Source organism: Cryobacterium sp. Y57 (assembly GCF_002929505.1).
Lineage (GTDB): Bacteria > Actinomycetota > Actinomycetes > Actinomycetales > Microbacteriaceae > Cryobacterium.
Genome location: NZ_PJJL01000041.1, coordinates 11338 through 27072, shown reverse-complemented (window position 1 = coordinate 27072; position 15735 = coordinate 11338). Strand labels below are relative to the sequence as shown.

Annotated in this window: 12 protein-coding genes; 2 read left to right on the top strand and 10 right to left on the bottom strand. The window is 63.8% G+C overall.

Annotated elements, in window-relative coordinates:
* Nucleotides 1-534: 534 nt before the first annotated feature.
* Nucleotides 535-747, bottom strand: coding sequence for a hypothetical protein (locus tag CXY72_RS01470; RefSeq protein WP_104125957.1), 213 nt, complete (start codon nucleotides 745-747; stop codon nucleotides 535-537).
* Between the two features lie 275 nt (nucleotides 748-1022).
* Between CXY72_RS01470 and CXY72_RS19425 the strand changes: the two genes are divergently transcribed.
* Nucleotides 1023-1184, top strand: coding sequence for a hypothetical protein (locus CXY72_RS19425; protein ID WP_158252432.1), 162 nt, complete (start codon nucleotides 1023-1025; stop codon nucleotides 1182-1184).
* A 187-nt stretch (nucleotides 1185-1371) separates the two neighbouring features.
* Here the strand turns inward: CXY72_RS19425 and CXY72_RS01465 are convergent, their stop codons facing one another.
* From CXY72_RS01465 to CXY72_RS01445, 5 genes are all read right to left on the bottom strand, one after another.
* The gene (locus CXY72_RS01465; RefSeq protein WP_104125956.1) at nucleotides 1372-3420 is read right to left on the bottom strand and encodes a beta-galactosidase; all 2049 of its coding nucleotides are present in this window, start codon (nucleotides 3418-3420) and stop codon (nucleotides 1372-1374) included.
* Between the two features lie 43 nt (nucleotides 3421-3463).
* A complete protein-coding gene (locus tag CXY72_RS01460; RefSeq protein WP_104125955.1) occupies nucleotides 3464-4390 on the bottom strand; it encodes a carbohydrate ABC transporter permease in 927 nt (308 codons plus the stop codon).
* Nucleotides 4387-5346, bottom strand: a complete 960-nt coding sequence (locus CXY72_RS01455; protein ID WP_104125954.1) for a carbohydrate ABC transporter permease — start codon at nucleotides 5344-5346, stop codon at nucleotides 4387-4389. Before CXY72_RS01455 ends, CXY72_RS01460 begins: the two co-directional genes overlap by 4 nt.
* A 100-nt stretch (nucleotides 5347-5446) precedes the next feature.
* Nucleotides 5447-6799 (bottom strand): ABC transporter substrate-binding protein, encoded by a 1353-nt coding sequence (locus CXY72_RS01450; protein ID WP_233197591.1) that lies wholly within the window; start codon nucleotides 6797-6799, stop codon nucleotides 5447-5449.
* A 46-nt stretch (nucleotides 6800-6845) separates the two neighbouring features.
* A complete protein-coding gene (locus tag CXY72_RS01445; RefSeq protein WP_199183902.1) occupies nucleotides 6846-8951 on the bottom strand; it encodes a beta-galactosidase in 2106 nt (701 codons plus the stop codon).
* Nucleotides 8952-9150: 199 nt separating this feature from the next.
* Between CXY72_RS01445 and CXY72_RS01440 the strand changes: the two genes are divergently transcribed.
* Complete coding sequence (locus CXY72_RS01440; protein WP_104125953.1) at nucleotides 9151-10209, top strand: LacI family DNA-binding transcriptional regulator; 1059 nt, start codon at nucleotides 9151-9153, stop codon at nucleotides 10207-10209.
* 552 nt (nucleotides 10210-10761) lie between these two features.
* Here the strand turns inward: CXY72_RS01440 and CXY72_RS20305 are convergent.
* From CXY72_RS20305 to CXY72_RS01420, 4 genes are all read right to left on the bottom strand, one after another.
* Nucleotides 10762-11163 (bottom strand): IS110 family transposase, encoded by a 402-nt coding sequence (locus CXY72_RS20305; protein ID WP_255409245.1) that lies wholly within the window; start codon nucleotides 11161-11163, stop codon nucleotides 10762-10764.
* Between the two features lie 168 nt (nucleotides 11164-11331).
* Complete coding sequence (locus CXY72_RS01430) at nucleotides 11332-12759, bottom strand: rhamnulokinase family protein (RefSeq protein ID WP_104125951.1); 1428 nt, start codon at nucleotides 12757-12759, stop codon at nucleotides 11332-11334.
* 34 nt (nucleotides 12760-12793) lie between these two features.
* Nucleotides 12794-14833 carry a bifunctional aldolase/short-chain dehydrogenase gene (locus CXY72_RS01425; protein WP_104125950.1) on the bottom strand — a complete coding sequence of 680 codons (2040 nt, stop codon included), beginning with the start codon at nucleotides 14831-14833 and terminating at the stop codon, nucleotides 12794-12796.
* Nucleotides 14830-15735: an alpha/beta hydrolase gene (locus CXY72_RS01420; protein WP_104125949.1), complete on the bottom strand. Its 906-nt coding sequence runs from the start codon at nucleotides 15733-15735 to the stop codon at nucleotides 14830-14832. The genes CXY72_RS01425 and CXY72_RS01420 overlap by 4 nt, the downstream gene beginning before the upstream one ends.

Genomic DNA, 15735 nt, shown 5'->3' with positions numbered 1-15735 from the left:
GCTGCGGTCATGCTGATCTCTACTTTCAGTGATCCCTCATTTTAAGAGGGCCCGCTGTCCGAGATATCCGCGGCAGGTCAGGCACGCCTCCCGCATTCCGAACAATCCGACGCGCCCCAAAACACAAAAAACCACCGGCGACACGGTCTCGGTCGACGAATCGCCAACACAACTCCACGAACACCCCGCTTAAACCAGAATCGCTCCTGAGAATCCTCAGGAGCGATTTCTTTTTGTTCCAACCGGGCCGTTTCGTGAACAGTTTCGCGAACGGCCCTTTGGTCGGGCTGTTCACGAAAACCAGCAAGGCGCGGATCGTCGGCGACTGTGGAACTCATTTTCCTCCGCAGTCCCCATTCTTTTCCTCCAGCGCTGCAGGGGCACGATCTCTGGCTTGATCAGATCAGATCGAGTGCGAAGCGCGATTTCAGTCACCGCGCAGCGGTGTTGATGTCCAATGCAGCTTGTTTGAGGTGGGATAGCGTGAGCGCTTCGTCCGCGGATCGAAGTCGGCATCTGTCGCGTTGATCAAACTCAGTCGGGCACCCCCGGCAACCATGTCGGCACGATCAGATATGCCGCAGCATCCCGAATGGGGGAGTCCTCGTTGCCCTTGCTCGCAAGGTTGAGAGCATGATGAGCTGCACTGAGCTCGGCGCCATAACTCGACAGTTCCACGAACAATCGGGCGTCCGCGGGATCTGGGATCATCACGTACTCGAAGACTGTCTCTCCACCATTGCTCATAGGTTCATAATCGCGGATACTGTGAGCCGACCTGGCGCAGAGAGACACAAGGTCGCGCCTCTGCAGGTTCCTTGATTATAAGGTGCTCCTACGCAAAGGCATCAAATGTTGTTTTCCAAGATCGGCGCGCTTGCGGGTCTCCTGACTCCAGCTAGCGAGGTCTGGACCAAGACACTAACCAACGCATGGGGCACCACCCCCCAGGACCTTTACCTCCCGGCGTTCCTCGCCGACATTTGCACAGGCTGGGCACCGACGTAGCCCGAGACGCCATTATGAGGCGGTCACTCGCCCGCGGACGTCTGTCTCTCGTTCTCTGCCGCATCAAAACTCTCGCCGGGTGCTGCGTCGGCATGTTCGGTTTTGGGTGCTGTGGTCTGCACGTCAACGTCGCCGACGACGTCGGTGAGGCCGTCGCGGCCAACTCTTGGAAGTAAAGTACCTTACTTGTCCGGTAGCGCCACGCGCCGAGCCCGTGCTGTCCGTAATACTGCGGAAGATCAAAATATTGAGAGAATTGATCTTCGCTGCGTCGCAGAGGAAGGCACGACAGATAGCGTCAGAAACTCGACGGGCAAAGTTGGGTCCAAAGCCGACCATGGATGAACGCTGGGCATGCTGGCGTCAGAGTGCAGCTCGATCTCTCCCGTCTCCAACGTGGACCGGGACGATAATGACGACTCCTTGAGGTGCTAACCGCATCCCTAATGTCGATGTACCAGTCAGAGCGTCGGTGCCGTCGACGAGTAACTCCGCGTCATCCGCGCCGTGATTGATCACGAATAGCGACCCGCCTCGGCGAACCACCTCCACCTGCCCGCCGCTCGCCACCGCGGACGGTAACTCGATGCCAGCGTCCAGGGCGACTTGTTCGACGAGCCGCCGCAGTGCGACGGGTTCCGGAAGTGTGGCCACGTACCAGCCGGCTCCGCCGCCAGTTTGACGGCGGGTCACCGCCGGCCAGCCGCCGAGCGCCCCGTCGGTGAAGGTCGCGAGCGTCTCGGCATCCTCGACCCGCAGGTATTCTGCCCAGACGTGTCCGGCCGCAGGACCGCCGAACACCTCACCGTCGAGCGGAAGCGCCGGTACCTTTCCTGAGCCGAATCTCTGCAGGTCTGCGGCTGCGGGTGGCGCAAATTCCTCGATCCAGACCCCGAGCGCACGCCGGAGCGGTTCGCCGAGGTAGCCGCCGAGCCGCACGTGCAGGTTCTCGTCGGTGATCGCGGTCCCGAACCCCACGACGAGAGTGCCCGTCTCTGCGAACGAAGCCAGATTCTGCACCTGCGCATCGGTGGCGGCGAAGTGCGCAGGGGCAATGACGAGACGGTATCCCGACAGGTCTCCATCGGAGCGCACGAAGTCGACGGCGAGCCCCAGCGATGTCAGGGCGCGGTGCCAGGCGAACAGCGTCTGTACGTACGAGACGTCCGTCGGCGAAGCGGGCTGCTCGATGGCCCACCAACTGTCCCAGTCGAGCGTGATGGCGACGGTCGATGACACGCGGCTTCCGCCGATCGCCTCATCGCCGAACCGGCCGGAGAGGGCCGCAAGTTCCTGACCGAGCTGTTCGACTTCTCGCCATAACCGAGTGTCGGTGCCGGAGTGCGGCACGAGTCCCGAGTGGAATTTCTCGGAGCCGATTGCGGATTGCCGCCATTGGAAGAAGAGAATCGCGTCGGCGCCTCGGGCCACCGCCTGGTACGACCAGGCCCGCATCTGCCCTGGAGCCTTCGCCGCGTTCTGCCGGCGCCAGTTGACTGCGCTCGGCGATTGTTCCATCAGCAGCCATGGCGCCCCACCACCGAGAGACCGCATGAGGTCACGAACCATCGCCGCGTACGCCGGTGAGTCTGGGTCGGCGGGGTCTGGATAGGTGTCATCGCTCACGATGTCAACCTCCGCCGCCCACGCCCAGTAGTCCACTGGTTTGAAGAAGCCCATGAAGTTGGTGGTCACGGGTAACGAGGACCGTCCGCGGATAATCCCGACCTCTGCCCGGTAGCAGGCCAGGAGCTCGTCGCTGGAGAACCGGTCGAAGTCGAGCAATTGAGTCGGATTGCGAAAGGTCGGCGTCGCCCGTGGCGGCATCACTTCCTTGAACGAACCGTACCCCTGCGACCAGAACGCCGTTCCCCAGACCCGGTTGAGTTTATCAATACGACCGTACTTCGCACGCAGCCACTCGCGGAACGCGGCCGCGGACACGTCACAGTAGCAGTGGCTAACGTGGCATCCGTACTCGTTGTTCACGTGCCACAACTCCAACGCGGGGTGGTCGGCGTAACGATCGACGATGCGCACTACGAGTTCCCGCACCCGCTCTCGATACACGGGCGAGCTCGGACAGTACTGCTGTCGACTCCCGACGGACAACGTCACGCCGACCTCGGTCACCGGCAGGGTCTCCGGATACCGGGCCGCGAGCCATGGCGGTGGAGACGCGGTGGCCGTGGCGAGGTCGACCCGCACACCGTTGGCGTGGAGCAGGTCGAGCACGTCGTCAAGCCACCCGAAGTCGTACTCTCCCTGACGCGGCTCGAGGCGCGCCCAGGAGAACACCCCAACGGTGGCGAGCGAGACGCCCGCTCGGTCCATGAGTTGCACGTCCTCGTCCCATACCTCCCTTGGCCACTGTTCCGGATTGTAGTCGCCGCCGTACCAGATCGTCATCATTAGTCCTTCCATACCGTCGTTGTTTGGAGCATATTTGAGGGGATCAACCCTTGACCCCACCGCTGGCGAGGCCCGACTGCCAGTAACGCTGCAGGAACAGGAAGGCGATGACCAACGGGAGGATCGAGACGAACGACCCGGTGATGACCGTGGAGAACAGCGCCTGCGAGCCGCCGCCAGCGGATGCCGCCGACTGGAGTTGTGCAAGGCCCACCGTGATGGGATAAAGGTCGGAGCTGTTGAGCATGATCAACGGCAGGAAGTAGTTGTTCCAGGTAGCCACGAGCGAGAACAGGAACACCGTCACCAGGCCGGGGCCGAGCAGGCGTAGGCCCACCTGGCGGAAGATCCGAAATTCGCCGGCACCGTCCACCCGGGCCGCCTCGAGCAGGCTGTCGTCGATGGCGTCCGCCGCGTAGACCCTCATCAGGTAGACCCCGAATGGGCTCACCAGCGACGGGATGATGACCGCCCACGGTGTATCTGTCAGTCCGGCTTTCGAGAACAACAGGTAGGTCGGAAGGGCCAGCGCGGTGAGTGGGATCATTACCGCGCCCAGGGTCGCACTAAACAGCACCTTCTTACCCGGAAAGTCATATTTCGCGAACGCGTAGCCCGCCATCGTCGCCAGAAGCGTCGCGCCCAGCGCTGCCGTGACCGAGTAGAAGAGTGTGTTGACCATCCACTGCAGGAAGATGCCGTCCCGAACCGTGAACAGGGAATGCAAGTTCTGCCACAGCGCGAAGTCCCCACCAAACCACAACCCGAACGTGGAGAACAGTGCGGCATTGTTTTTGGTCGCCGAGACGAACAGCCACCAGAGCGGGAGCACAAAATACAGCACACACAGCCATAGCAGCACCGTGAGCAGGAGGCTCCGCCTCCGCTCTGGCGCAAAGCGGCGACCCTTGCGACGCGGGGTAGCATCACCTCCGGTCGTGACAATCGATCGCGTGTCGAGTGATGTCATGACAACCTCATTTCACGTCGCTCGCGACGTTCTTCGCTGAGTTGCACGACATATGACACCACGGCGATGACGATCCCGAGAAGGAAGGCGATGGCGGCCGCATAGTTGAGCTCCTGATTGATGAACGCGAGGTTGTAACCGTAGTAGTTCGGGGTGAACGAGTTCGTGATTGCATTCGGGGCGATCGCATTGAGCAGGCTCGGTTCGGCGAATAGCTGGAATGAGCCGATTATTGAAAAGATCACCGTCAACATGATTGCCGGTCGGATGGCGGGGATCTTGACGCTCCAGGCGAGTCGGAACTGACCGGCGCCATCGATCTCCGCGGCTTCGTATAGTTCAGCGGGAATGGACCTTAAGGCCGCATACATAATGATCATGTTGTAGCCGACGAACTCCCACGTGACGATGTTCATCATCGAGCCGAGGATGCTCCCCGGTGATAAAAAATCAGGTGTTCCGAATCCGACCGCACGTGCGATCTGGGCGATCGGACCAAAATCTGGCCCGTACAGGTAACCCCACATCAGCGTGGCAACCACCGCAGGCACGGCGTACGGCATGTAGATGAAAAGTCGAATGGCCTTCGACCCCCTGGCGCGCGCGCTGTCGAGTGCCAGCGCGAAGAACAACGCCAGGCCGAGCATGATGGGGACCTGCACGACGAAGAACAGTCCGACCCGGCCGAGACCGCCCAGAAATGCAGGATCGGTGAGAGCCCGGGCGTAGTTGGCAAATCCAGCGAACGTCTCGCCGCCGATGAGCTTGCTCTCGAACAAGCTCAGGTATCCCGCGTAGACGAGGGGCACGACGAGCATCGTCACGAACACAACAAAGAACGGCAGCAGAAACAGGTAGGCGGCGCGGTGCTGCTTACGTTTGGCCGAGCTCGTACGCCGCCGTGGCAGCACTGGAAAGTCGGCGCGCTCGCCGCTGAGCGCCGGGGACTGCGTCATGGCGGCTCCTTCTGTTGGTAGTTGGCGGCTTGGCACGATCAGCCGGCCGATTGGGGTGCGGCGCGCCCGCCGTTACGACACGGCGGGCGCGCCGCGGGCTTCATTTGACCGTGAATCCCTGAGCTTTCGCGTATTTAACAAGCTGGTCTTGCCAGGCGTGAAGTGCCGCAGCGAGGTCCCCCTTGTCGGCGATCACCGAACCGATGGTCTCCTCATAGGTGGAATAGACGTAGTCCATGAACGGCACCCATTGGAAGTCGGTGTCGACTGTCTTCGAGATGTCGGCGAACAAGCTATTGACTTGTTGACCCCCATAGAACTCCGATTTCTGATCGACGAACGCAGGATCTTCCAGAACGGAGACCTGCGGTGGGAAGAGGAACTGCTCCGTCGCGAGCTTCATCGCCGACTCGTGATCGTTGTTGATGAATTTCGCGAGCTCATACGCGGCGATGGGGTTCTTACTGGATGCGAGTATCGCGTCGGACGATCCGCCCCAGTTGCCGGAGACCTTCTCGCCCTTTTTCCACTGCGGCAAGGTCGCCGCGCGCCAGAGGCCAGAGGTGCTCTCGGCCGTGCCCTGAAGAAAGATGGGACCCCACGCGGCAGTAAGCCAGCCGGCGTACTTCCCATTTGCCAGCCCCTGATACCACTGGTCCTGGAAGTCGACGTCGGTGGAGATGAGGTCCTGTTGAATCAGGCTGGTCCAGTAGCTGGCGACTTTCTTGGCACCGTCACTGTTGACGTCGATGGTCACGGTCTCCTTGCCGTCGTAGCCAAACGGCTTGACTCCGGCCTGCCAGAAGAAGCCGATCATCTGGCCCGCCTGAGTTGCGCCCAAGTTCGAGATGTACGAGCCGGTCGAATCCTTCACGGCCTTCGCCGCGGTCGCGTAGTCGTCCCAGGTTGCAGGCGGTTCGGTGATGCCAGCCTTGGCCAGGATGTCCTCCCGGTAGAGGTGGCCCATCGGACCGACATCCTGTGGGATCGCCCACACCGCAGCGTCCGGCGACACCTGGTTCCAAGCCCAGTCGACGTAGTCGGCCGAGAGTTCGTCGGCACCATAAGATGTCAGATCGAGCAAAGAATCGTTGAGGACAAACGATGGAATGTACTGGTACTCGACCTGCGCGACATCCGGTGCCCCCTCGCCCGCCTCGATCGCGCTGCGCAGTTTCTGATAATGCGGCAGACCCTGGCCAACGTTTTCGACGGTGACGTCGATAGCCGGGTACTTTTCCTCGAAGAGTTTCACCTCGTTTTCGATGTCGGGTACCCACGTCCAGAACGTGAGCTTGGTCGGGGTGGTCATCGCCGTGTCGATGTCGTCCTGACTGACCGCCCCCGGGGCGGAGCCGCCGTCCGAACTCGGTGAGCACCCCGTCAGGAGCAATCCGATGGACACGGCGCCGCCAATCAGCGCCAGTGCTGTTCTTCGTGCCTTCTTGTTCATGTTGATTCCTTCTGTGGTTGTGACGGATCGCAGGATCCCTGGGTGTTCACTGGCTGATGAAGGTCCGCGTCGACCATGCGGCGAGTGAGACATCTGTGCCCGTCTGGAGCACTGCCCCAGTGACGGTGTCGGCGATGGAGGCCGCGAGAGTGATCGCCTGCGGCTCCCATCCCCAATTGAAGACGAACCACGCGCGCCGCCCATCGGGGAGTGAGCCAGAAGCCACAGTGACCGGTGTCGGGGTGTCCCCAGCGAGCTCCTGCGCGTGACCGTTCTCGGCAGCCCAACGGATGATGCCGCTCGCGAACGCAGGATCGGGCACGCAGCCGACAACGGTGACGCGACCACCACGGACTGCTTTGCTGGTGACGGCGGGAAAGTCGCCGAACCTCGGGTGGTTGTAGCGCGCCAACACGTCAGCGTCGTCGGCGATGAGGCCGTCAATCCAAAGTCGTGCCGCTGCGGTGACATCCAAACGCAGGTCATCGGACGTCGCGACCACCGCAATGTCGTCCTCGAGGTTGGAGTACTCCTCATAATGGGTGCCAGCGAGGTCGGCCAAGCGCGGGGGGGCCACCTCGACGCGAGCGCGCGCCTCCTGGTCCGCATACCCGGTGCGGGGGCCGATGACGAGGTGGCCCCCGGCGGCAACATAGTCTCGGAGTAGCTGCAGCTCCGCTTCCGTCGTCACGTATATCCCGGCCGCGACGAGCACCGGGAACCGGGCGGCGAGCGCATCCGCACCAATCGACCCAGCCTGATCGAGGTGGAGGAGCCGCGACTGGCGGTCGGCGTCGATCGCGCCGCGGTGGAACGCATCGACGATCGTCTCGTACGACTCGGGATCGGGGCGACCGTCGGTGCGCAAAGATGGCGTGAACTGGAGGGCGTATTTGCTCGGGTTCGACCACAGGATCGCAACATCCGCATCGGGCTCGAATCCGTCGAGCGTCCTGCCAATCTTCGCGAGCTCGCCGCCGATCTCGGCGACTTCCGAATAGACCCGGCCCGGCACCAGACTGTGCGGGAGTACCCCGCCCCAATAGGTCTCGGCACCGTACGGCAGCGTGTGCCAGTGCCAGTACTCGATCATTGCGGCACCGCGCGAAATGAACGCATACGCGGATTGCTTCAGTTGGCCCGGGTAGGGCGGGAAGTTCGTGTCGGAGTGGCCAATCGCCTGAGCGTTCGTCTCGGTGACCAGGTAACGGCCCTGCTTGGAGGCATACATACGGTCGGCCTGGCGGAAAAGCGCGGCGACACCTGTCGTCGTCCACCCACTCAGCTGTGATCGCTCGAGCGTGGCGTCCAGGCGATCTTGCATGCCGTAGTACGGATTGCCCGCGGTGATGTCGAGGGCGCGGCTCAGCCGTTCGTCGTCTAGCGCCGGGCGCCCATACTGCAGACAGGTCGTCACGAACTGGCCGGGGCGACGATACTCGCGCACGAGGTCGGCCTGCCAGGAGATGAACTCCGTGGTGAGTTGGGCCTGGAATCGCCGCCAGGCGAGGTCGAATTGCGGGAACGAGTTGCCGTCCGGCCGCCAGAGCTCGCTCCAATCGGCGAGCCGATGCGACCAGTAGGTGAGGCCCCATTCGCGGTTGAGAGTTTCGACATCGCCGTACTGGTCGCGGAGCCGACTCACGAATTCCTCGAAAACGTGATCGTTGTGGAAGAGCTCTAATCCGGGCTCGTTGTCGACCTGATACCCGATGATGGCCGGATGGTCGGCGTAACGCCCCACAACGGCGCGGATGACACGCTCGGCGTACGTGCGGAAGACCGGGTGCGCGAAGTCGATCTCCTGACGGGCGCCCCAGGGGATCGCCTCACCCGTGCGACGCTCCGCAGCGATCTCGGGGTGAGCGACCTGCATCCACGGCGGAATCGCGTAGGTCGGCGTTCCGAGAATCACTCGAATCCCGCGACGGTGCGCGCTGTCGAGCACCGGCGCGAGCCATTCCAGGTCGAATTCACCATCGTGTGGCTCCCAGGTGGACCACACCGACTCCCCGACGCGGATCACGTTGATGCCCGCGTCGTGCATCAAGTCGAGATCCGTCTCGACCCGATCGGACTGGTGGTATTCCGGGTAGTAGGCGACGCCGAATAGGATTCCGCTGAGGGATTGGACAGGCAGCAAGGGCTTCATCTGATGTGTACTCCGTTGTAGATTGCCAAGGAATTCGGCGGTTCACCTCTTGGAATTGTTTTCGAGAACATTTGCCTGAACAGAGTATGTTGCCGATAACATAGCTTGTCAAGCACTTTTCAGCGGAGGTATCCTCTGGTCGCGAACCGCAGAATCGAGCGGCCCAGAGCCACACAATTGAACCTCAGGGAGGATCGGGATGGGCACGAGCGCAGATTTAGGTCGGGCGGGGCCCGCCACGTTCCGGGTGAAGGCGGCGACCATCTACGACGTCGCGCGGGCTGCGGGCGTGTCCCATCAGACCGTGAGTCGTTTCCTGAAAGGCTTCGAGGGTATCCGGCCCGAAACCCGTGACAAGGTCGTTCAAGCTATCGATGCGCTGGGGTACCGGCCGAACCTCACCGCCCGCAGCCTCAAGTCCGGCCGATCGCACCGTATCGGTGCGCTTACCCATGACATCTCCAAAGTCGGTCCGGGTGGCATCGTTGAGGGAGCGAGCGTTGGCGCACGCGAAGCCGGCTACATGCTCGACATCATCGCGCTCGACGCGCTTAATCCGCGTGCCATCGAGGAGTCCCTCGCACTCATCACGCAGCACGACCTAGCCGGTGTGCTCGCCCTCACCTCGACGGATGCGATGACCAGCGCGATAGAGAGGATCGCCTTCCGGGTGCCGGCCTACGTAGCGAAGGAATCCGACGGGATGCCGGACGAACCGCGCTCTAAGCTCTCGAGTGTGGGTGTACCGGCATTGGTCGCGCACTTGGCAGAGCTCGGACACCGGCGCCTGATGCACATCGCCGGACCAGACACGTGGTCGGCGTCACGTAACCGGACCCGGGCCTACGAGTCGGCTGTCCAGGCTCAGGGCCTCCACTCGGTCGGCATTTTGTATGGTGATTGGTCAGCGCGCTCCGGTTACCACGCAATTGCCAACCTTGCCGCTCTTCCAGATGCGACGGCATTCGTCGTATCAAACGACCAGATGGCACTCGGCGCGATGTTGGCACTGAAGGAACGGGGTCGCCGGATCCCCGAGGACGTCAGCGTCGTCGGCACTGACGACATTCCCGAGGCCGCCTATTTCGATCCCCCACTCACTACCCTGCGGAACGACTTCGAAGCCCAGGGGCGCGCAGCGGTGTATCAGCTCCTGGCCCTCATAGAGCACTCCGAGGTGAAGCTCGTGACCGTACCTCCCCCGATGATCGTGGTCCGGCGGTCGTCTGGGCCGGAGCCAGGGTCACGACCCGGTTAAGGCTGACCCCTTCGCCCCCTTCAACAGCTTCGTCCCAGCGCACGACGAGGTCGAGGCGCTAATTCAAAGTTTTGGGGAAAACACTCGATCTGTTCCGCGGTGAGGTTGACACGGAAGCGTCAATACCCGCAAATGCCGTCGGGTTTCTCGTGTCCACTATGCGAAAAATCCGCATCGCCCTGGCTGCGTCGTCTGGATCTCGAGAGCCGAGCGCCGCAAGCGCCGGTAACGCCGCTTCGGCAAGCTTGCCCCGATCGAGTTCAAGACAGTAAGCATGATCCTCAAGGCCGCTGGAACCACCAACCCACTGAGTGAACTGAACTCAAGACAGTCCCCTTCACTCGACGGCGCGCCGCCACACTGGGTTTCGTCCCGCTCAGAGGACGCTCCTACTCGATGTCAAGCGACTGTTTGTGTTGCAATGGGCTGATTTTTGTCGTCGCGCCATGACGGCGACCCCCAGATTGGTGTCAGCACGTTGTCCTATCGCGAGTCGGCGTAAGCGCTGGTAGCGGACGTCGAGTTGTTTGGCCGCCTCAGTGAGGACGATGCCTAGGGTTTGACGGCGTTGTCGAAGCCGCGGTGTCCACTGGGCAGCGCGACCGCGGAATTTTGGGTGAGCACTGCGAATATTTCGTTGGTGACGTGTCGTTTCGGGCAGCGGACGATGTCGCGGTCGGAGAGCCCTTTGCCGGCCCGCCGGGAGATGTCGGCTATAGCCCGAGGTTTCTTCTGGCGTTTGCGAAGCAGCACGATGCGGTGCAATGCTGCGTTGGCTTGGCTGTCAGCATGGCGAGGGAGACGGAAGCGCTGCCGTATTCCGGAGGATGCTGGTATCCGTGCGACGCCGCAGAGGGCTGCGAACCGAGCCTTGGTAATAATGCGATCTGGGTTGTCACCGGCGGTGGCGAGCAGGTGCGCGGCAATGAATGGGCCGACTCCGCTTGCGGCCAGGAGAGCTGGGTTCTGATGACTGGCAAGCAGGCGGAGTTGGTGATCGATATGAGCAATGCCTGCCGTCAGCGCCTGGTAGCGTTGCGCGAGCCGTTGCGCGAGCCGTTGCGCTCAAGCTCGAGCTACCAGCTCCGGAGTGGCCCCCGACGCCGGACGTGTGCGCGCGGGTCAACCGCGCGGTTCGTAGCGCCTCGGCGCGAACGCCTGGGCGACCAGGGCGCGCAGGCTTTCGAGGCTTCCCGTGACCAGGCCTTGCGCGCGCGCCTGCACCAACACGTTGCCAATCGCCGTCGCCTCAACCGGACCGGCCAGCACGGGCAGTCCCGTGCGATCGGCGGTGAGCTGGCAAAGCAGTTCGTTTTGAGACCCGCCGCCGACGACGTGCACGGTGTCGATGCTGGTTCCCGAGAGTTCGGCGGCGACCCGCAGCGTGTGCGCGTAGGCATCCGCGAGGCTTTCGACGATGCTGCGCACGAGCTCGACCGGCGTCGCCGGTTCGCGCAGATCGTGCTCCCGGCAATAGTCGCGAATGCGGCTCGGCATATCACCTGGCGGTAGGAAGCGCGGATCGTCCACGTCGAACACGGTCACCGGCCCACTCCAGGTGCCAGCCTGGACCAATAGCCCGGGCAGATCAAAGGTCTGCCCGGCCAGCTCCCAAGTGCGCAGCGACTCGCTCAGCAGCCACAAACCCATGACGTTGCGCAGGTAACGAACCCGTCCGTCGACACCGCCCTCGTTGGTGAAATTCGCCGCCCGGCTCGCCTCGGTGAGTACCGGTTCGGCTAGTTCAACGCCGACGAGCGACCAGGTCCCCGACGAGATATAGGCGGCATTGCCCGAGATCATTGGCACAGCGACCACAGCGGATGCCGTATCGTGCGACCCGACTGTCATCACGTCGATGCTGTGGCCGGTTCCGATCTCGGCCAGTACCTCGGGAAGCACCGAACCCACGCGGGTCCCCGCGTCCACGAGCCGCGGAAATAGTCTCCGCGGCAGTCTGAGCCGGGCCATGAGCTCAGCGTCCCAATCGCCGACGGTGACATCGACCAGTCCGGTCGTCGACGCGTTAGTACGCTCGGCGAGCTTCTCCCCGCTCAGCCAGTACGTGATCAGGTCCGGGATCAGCAGCATTGAGTCGGCGTTGTCGAGCTCGTCGCCGAGCTGGTCAGAGGCCAACTGATACAGCGTGTTAAAGGGGAGGAACTGCAACCCGTTGCGTCCGTAGAGCTCAGCCGGTGGGGCGATCGCATGCACGGTCGTCACCCCCGCCCCGGTGCGGGTGTCGCGGTAGTGAAACGGGTTGCCGAGCATCCGCTGCCCGCGCAGCAATGCGTAGTCGACCGCCCACGAATCCACGGCTACACCGAGCAACTCCGGTTCCTCGCGTACGGCCGAACGCAGGCCGCTGATGGCCCCACGATACAGGTCGAGAATGTCCCAGTGCAGCCCATCGATCGTGCGCACCGCGGCGTTGGCAAACCGGGCCACCGAGCGTATTTTCAGCTCGTTGTGTCCGACACGGCCGAGCATGACCCGACCGCTCGACGCCCCGAGGTCGATCGCCGCGACCGTGCCCGCGCTGGTTCTCACCGGTACACCTGAACACAGCGGATGCGCCGGCCGATCACCGCAGGAACGCGGCGGCCACGCCCGCGTCAACGGGAATATGCAGCCCGGTGGTGTGGCTCAGGTCGCTCGTGCACAGCACGAACACGGCGTTGGCGACGTTCTCCGGCAGCACCTCACGCTTGAGCAGCGTGCGCTGGGCGTAGTACTTGCCGAGGTCCTGCTCGTCGACACCGTATACCGCGGCGCGCTTGGCGCCCCAGCCACCGGCGAAGATGCCCGAGCCGCGCACGACGCCGTCGGGGTTGATGCCGTTGACCTTCACGCCGTATTCACCGAGCTCGGCCGCGAGCAGCCGCACCTGGTGGGCCTGGTCTGCCTTCGTCGCGGAGTAGGCGATGTTGTTCGGGCCGGCGAAGACCGAGTTCTTCGAGGAGATGTAGATGATGTCGCCGCCAAGGTTCTGGTCGATGAGCACCCGCGCCGCCGCGCGCGACACCAGAAAGGAGCCCTTGGCCATCACGTTGTGCTGTAGGTCCCAGTCGGCGACGGTGGTCTCGAGCAGCGACTTCGACAGCGACAGTCCGGCATTGTTCACGACCAGGTCGAGTCCGCCGAAGGCGAGTACGGCGGCGTCGACGCCGGCCTGCACCTGCTCCTCGTCGGTGACATCGGCCTGCACGCCGATGGCAACGTCCGTGCTGCCGATCTCGGCGGCCACGGCCTGTGCCTGGGCCAGGTCGAGATCGGCGATGACGACGCAGGCGCCCTCGGCGGCCAGGCGGGTGGCGATGGCTTTGCCGATGCCGGAGGAAGCGCCAGTGACGAGTGCGACGCGGGTGGCGAGCGGCCTGGCGGCGGGCATTCGCTGCAATTTGGCTTCTTCGAGCGCCCAGTACTCGATGCGGAACTTCTCGGCCTCATCGATCGGGGAGTAGGTCGAGAGACCCTCGGCGCCGCGCATCACATTGATGGCGTTGATGTAAAACTCGCTCGCGACGCGGGCGGTCTGCTTGTTCGCGCCGTAGCTGAACATGCCTACGCCGGGAACCAACACGACGAGCGGGTCGGCACCGCGAATCGCGGGCGACTCGGCCGTCGCATTGCGGTCGTAATAGGCCTGGTAGTCGGCGCGGTACTCGTCGTGCAGCACGACCAGGCGAGCGAGCGATTCGTCAACGGATGCCCCGGCCGGCAAGTCCAGCAGCATCGGCTTGACCTTGGTGCGCAGAAAGTGGTCTGGACAGCTGGTGCCGAGGGCGGCGAGCCGCGGGTGCTCGGCGCGGGCGAGAAAGTCGAGAACCTCGGGCGCGTCGGTGAAGTGGCCGACCTTGGGGGCGTCGGTGGAGACCAGCCCGCGAATTGTCGGCGCGAGAGCGGCAGCGCGGGCGTGGCGCTCGGCCGGTTCGAGCGCGTCAAAGCCGTCGAGCAGAGCGCCGAACGGCTCCGGCCGCGAGTGCTTTTCTATGTAGGTGGCGGCGGTGTCGATGATCCACAGCGAGTTCGCCTCGGTAGCCTCGCTCGTGTCACCCCAGGCCGTAATGCCGTGCCCGCCGAGGATGCAGCCGATAGCCTGCGGGTTGGCTTCCTTGATGGCGGCAATGTCGAGACCGAGCTGAAAGCCGGGTCGACGCCAGCCGACCCAGGCCACCTTCTCGCCGAAGATTGTCTGCGTGAGCGCCTCACCGTCGGCCGCGGTCGCAATGGCGATGCCGCTGTCGGGGTGCAGGTGGTCGACGTGCGCCGCATCGACGAGGGCGTGCATGGCGGTGTCGATCGACGGCGCAGCGCCGCCCTTGCCGTGCAGGGTGTAGTCGAAAGCGGCGACCATCTCGTCTTCACTGTCGAGGCCGGGGTAGACGTTCTTCAGCGCCAGCAGCCGGTCCAACCGCAGCACCGCGAGCCCCTTCTCGGTGAGTGTGCCGAGGTCTCCGCCAGAGCCCTTCACCCACAGCAGCTCCACTGCTTCACCGGTGACCGGGTCGGTCTCCGTGCCCTTCGCTGAGGTGTTACCGCCGGCATAGTTCGTGTTCTTCGGGTCGTCGCCGAGGCGGTTCGACCGGGCAATCAGCGCGGCGGCTGCGGGGTTCAAAGTCATGAGGCTTCCTTGCTGCTGGAGGGGGCATACGATTCTGCGGTGCTGCCGACGCGGGTGTTGTTGAGGGGGGAGAGTAGCCAGGCCGCCATCGTCGTGAGGCTGGCGAGCGCCCCCGGGTGCGCGGGGGTGTTCAGGTGGCCGTGGATCGTGCCGTCCTCGCGCAGGCAGGTGATGTCGACGCCGGCCGCGCGGAGCTCGCTGGCGTAGGCCTCGCCCGAGGAACGGAGGCTATCGCGGTCGGAGTTGAGGATGAGGGTCGGCGGTAGACCGGAGAGCTCGTGGCTGCCGGGAAAGGCATGCGGGTCGGCCAGGTTTGCCGGGTTTCCGGCGTAGTTGAGGTTCATCCGGGCTACCGCGTCGGGGCGGAAGCGGGACTCCTCCGGCAGGCCGTCGAGCTTCGCCGCGAGTTCGGGGCTGGGTTCGGGAAGCACTGCGTGCACGGTCGGATAGGCCAGCAGCACCCGGTAGGGGGTGTGCTGGCCGGCATCCCGCAGGCGCACGGCGGCGCTGGCGGCCAGGGCGGCGCCAGCGCTCGCCCCGCCGATCGAGATCGATTCGCGATCCAGGCCCAGCTCGTCCGCATAGGTGAGGGTCCAGTTGAAGGCGGCGAGCACATCGTCGGAGGGCACTGGGAAGTGAGCACCGTCGTGGGACAGGGGGCCGCCGACCTGGTTGAAAGCCAGTGGGGGAGCTAGCCGGTAGAACACCGAAACGACGCCGATCCCGCGGGCGGCGAGCTGCCCGGCCACCCAGTCAGCCTCCGGCATGTCTAAGTCACCGGAGGAGAACCCGCCGCCATGTAGCCAGACGAGTCCGGGCGCGGACCCGCCGTCCGCGCCCTGGGCCGGGTAGATCCGCACGGGGATGCTCCCGTGCGGACCGGGAATGAGCCGGTCGGTCAT

Coding starts and splice junctions, on each gene's coding strand:
- CXY72_RS01470 (WP_104125957.1), bottom strand. CDS start 747: ATGAGCAATGGTGGAGAGACAGTCTTCGAGTACGTGATGATCCCAGAT.
- CXY72_RS19425 (WP_158252432.1), top strand. CDS start 1,023: ATGAGGCGGTCACTCGCCCGCGGACGTCTGTCTCTCGTTCTCTGCCGC.
- CXY72_RS01465 (WP_104125956.1), bottom strand. CDS start 3,420: ATGATGACGATCTGGTACGGCGGCGACTACAATCCGGAACAGTGGCCA.
- CXY72_RS01460 (WP_104125955.1), bottom strand. CDS start 4,390: ATGACATCACTCGACACGCGATCGATTGTCACGACCGGAGGTGATGCT.
- CXY72_RS01455 (WP_104125954.1), bottom strand. CDS start 5,346: ATGACGCAGTCCCCGGCGCTCAGCGGCGAGCGCGCCGACTTTCCAGTG.
- CXY72_RS01450 (WP_233197591.1), bottom strand. CDS start 6,799: ATGAACAAGAAGGCACGAAGAACAGCACTGGCGCTGATTGGCGGCGCC.
- CXY72_RS01445 (WP_199183902.1), bottom strand. CDS start 8,951: ATGAAGCCCTTGCTGCCTGTCCAATCCCTCAGCGGAATCCTATTCGGC.
- CXY72_RS01440 (WP_104125953.1), top strand. CDS start 9,151: ATGGGCACGAGCGCAGATTTAGGTCGGGCGGGGCCCGCCACGTTCCGG.
- CXY72_RS01425 (WP_104125950.1), bottom strand. CDS start 14,833: ATGACTTTGAACCCCGCAGCCGCCGCGCTGATTGCCCGGTCGAACCGC.
- CXY72_RS01420 (WP_104125949.1), bottom strand. CDS start 15,735: ATGACCGACCGGCTCATTCCCGGTCCGCACGGGAGCATCCCCGTGCGG.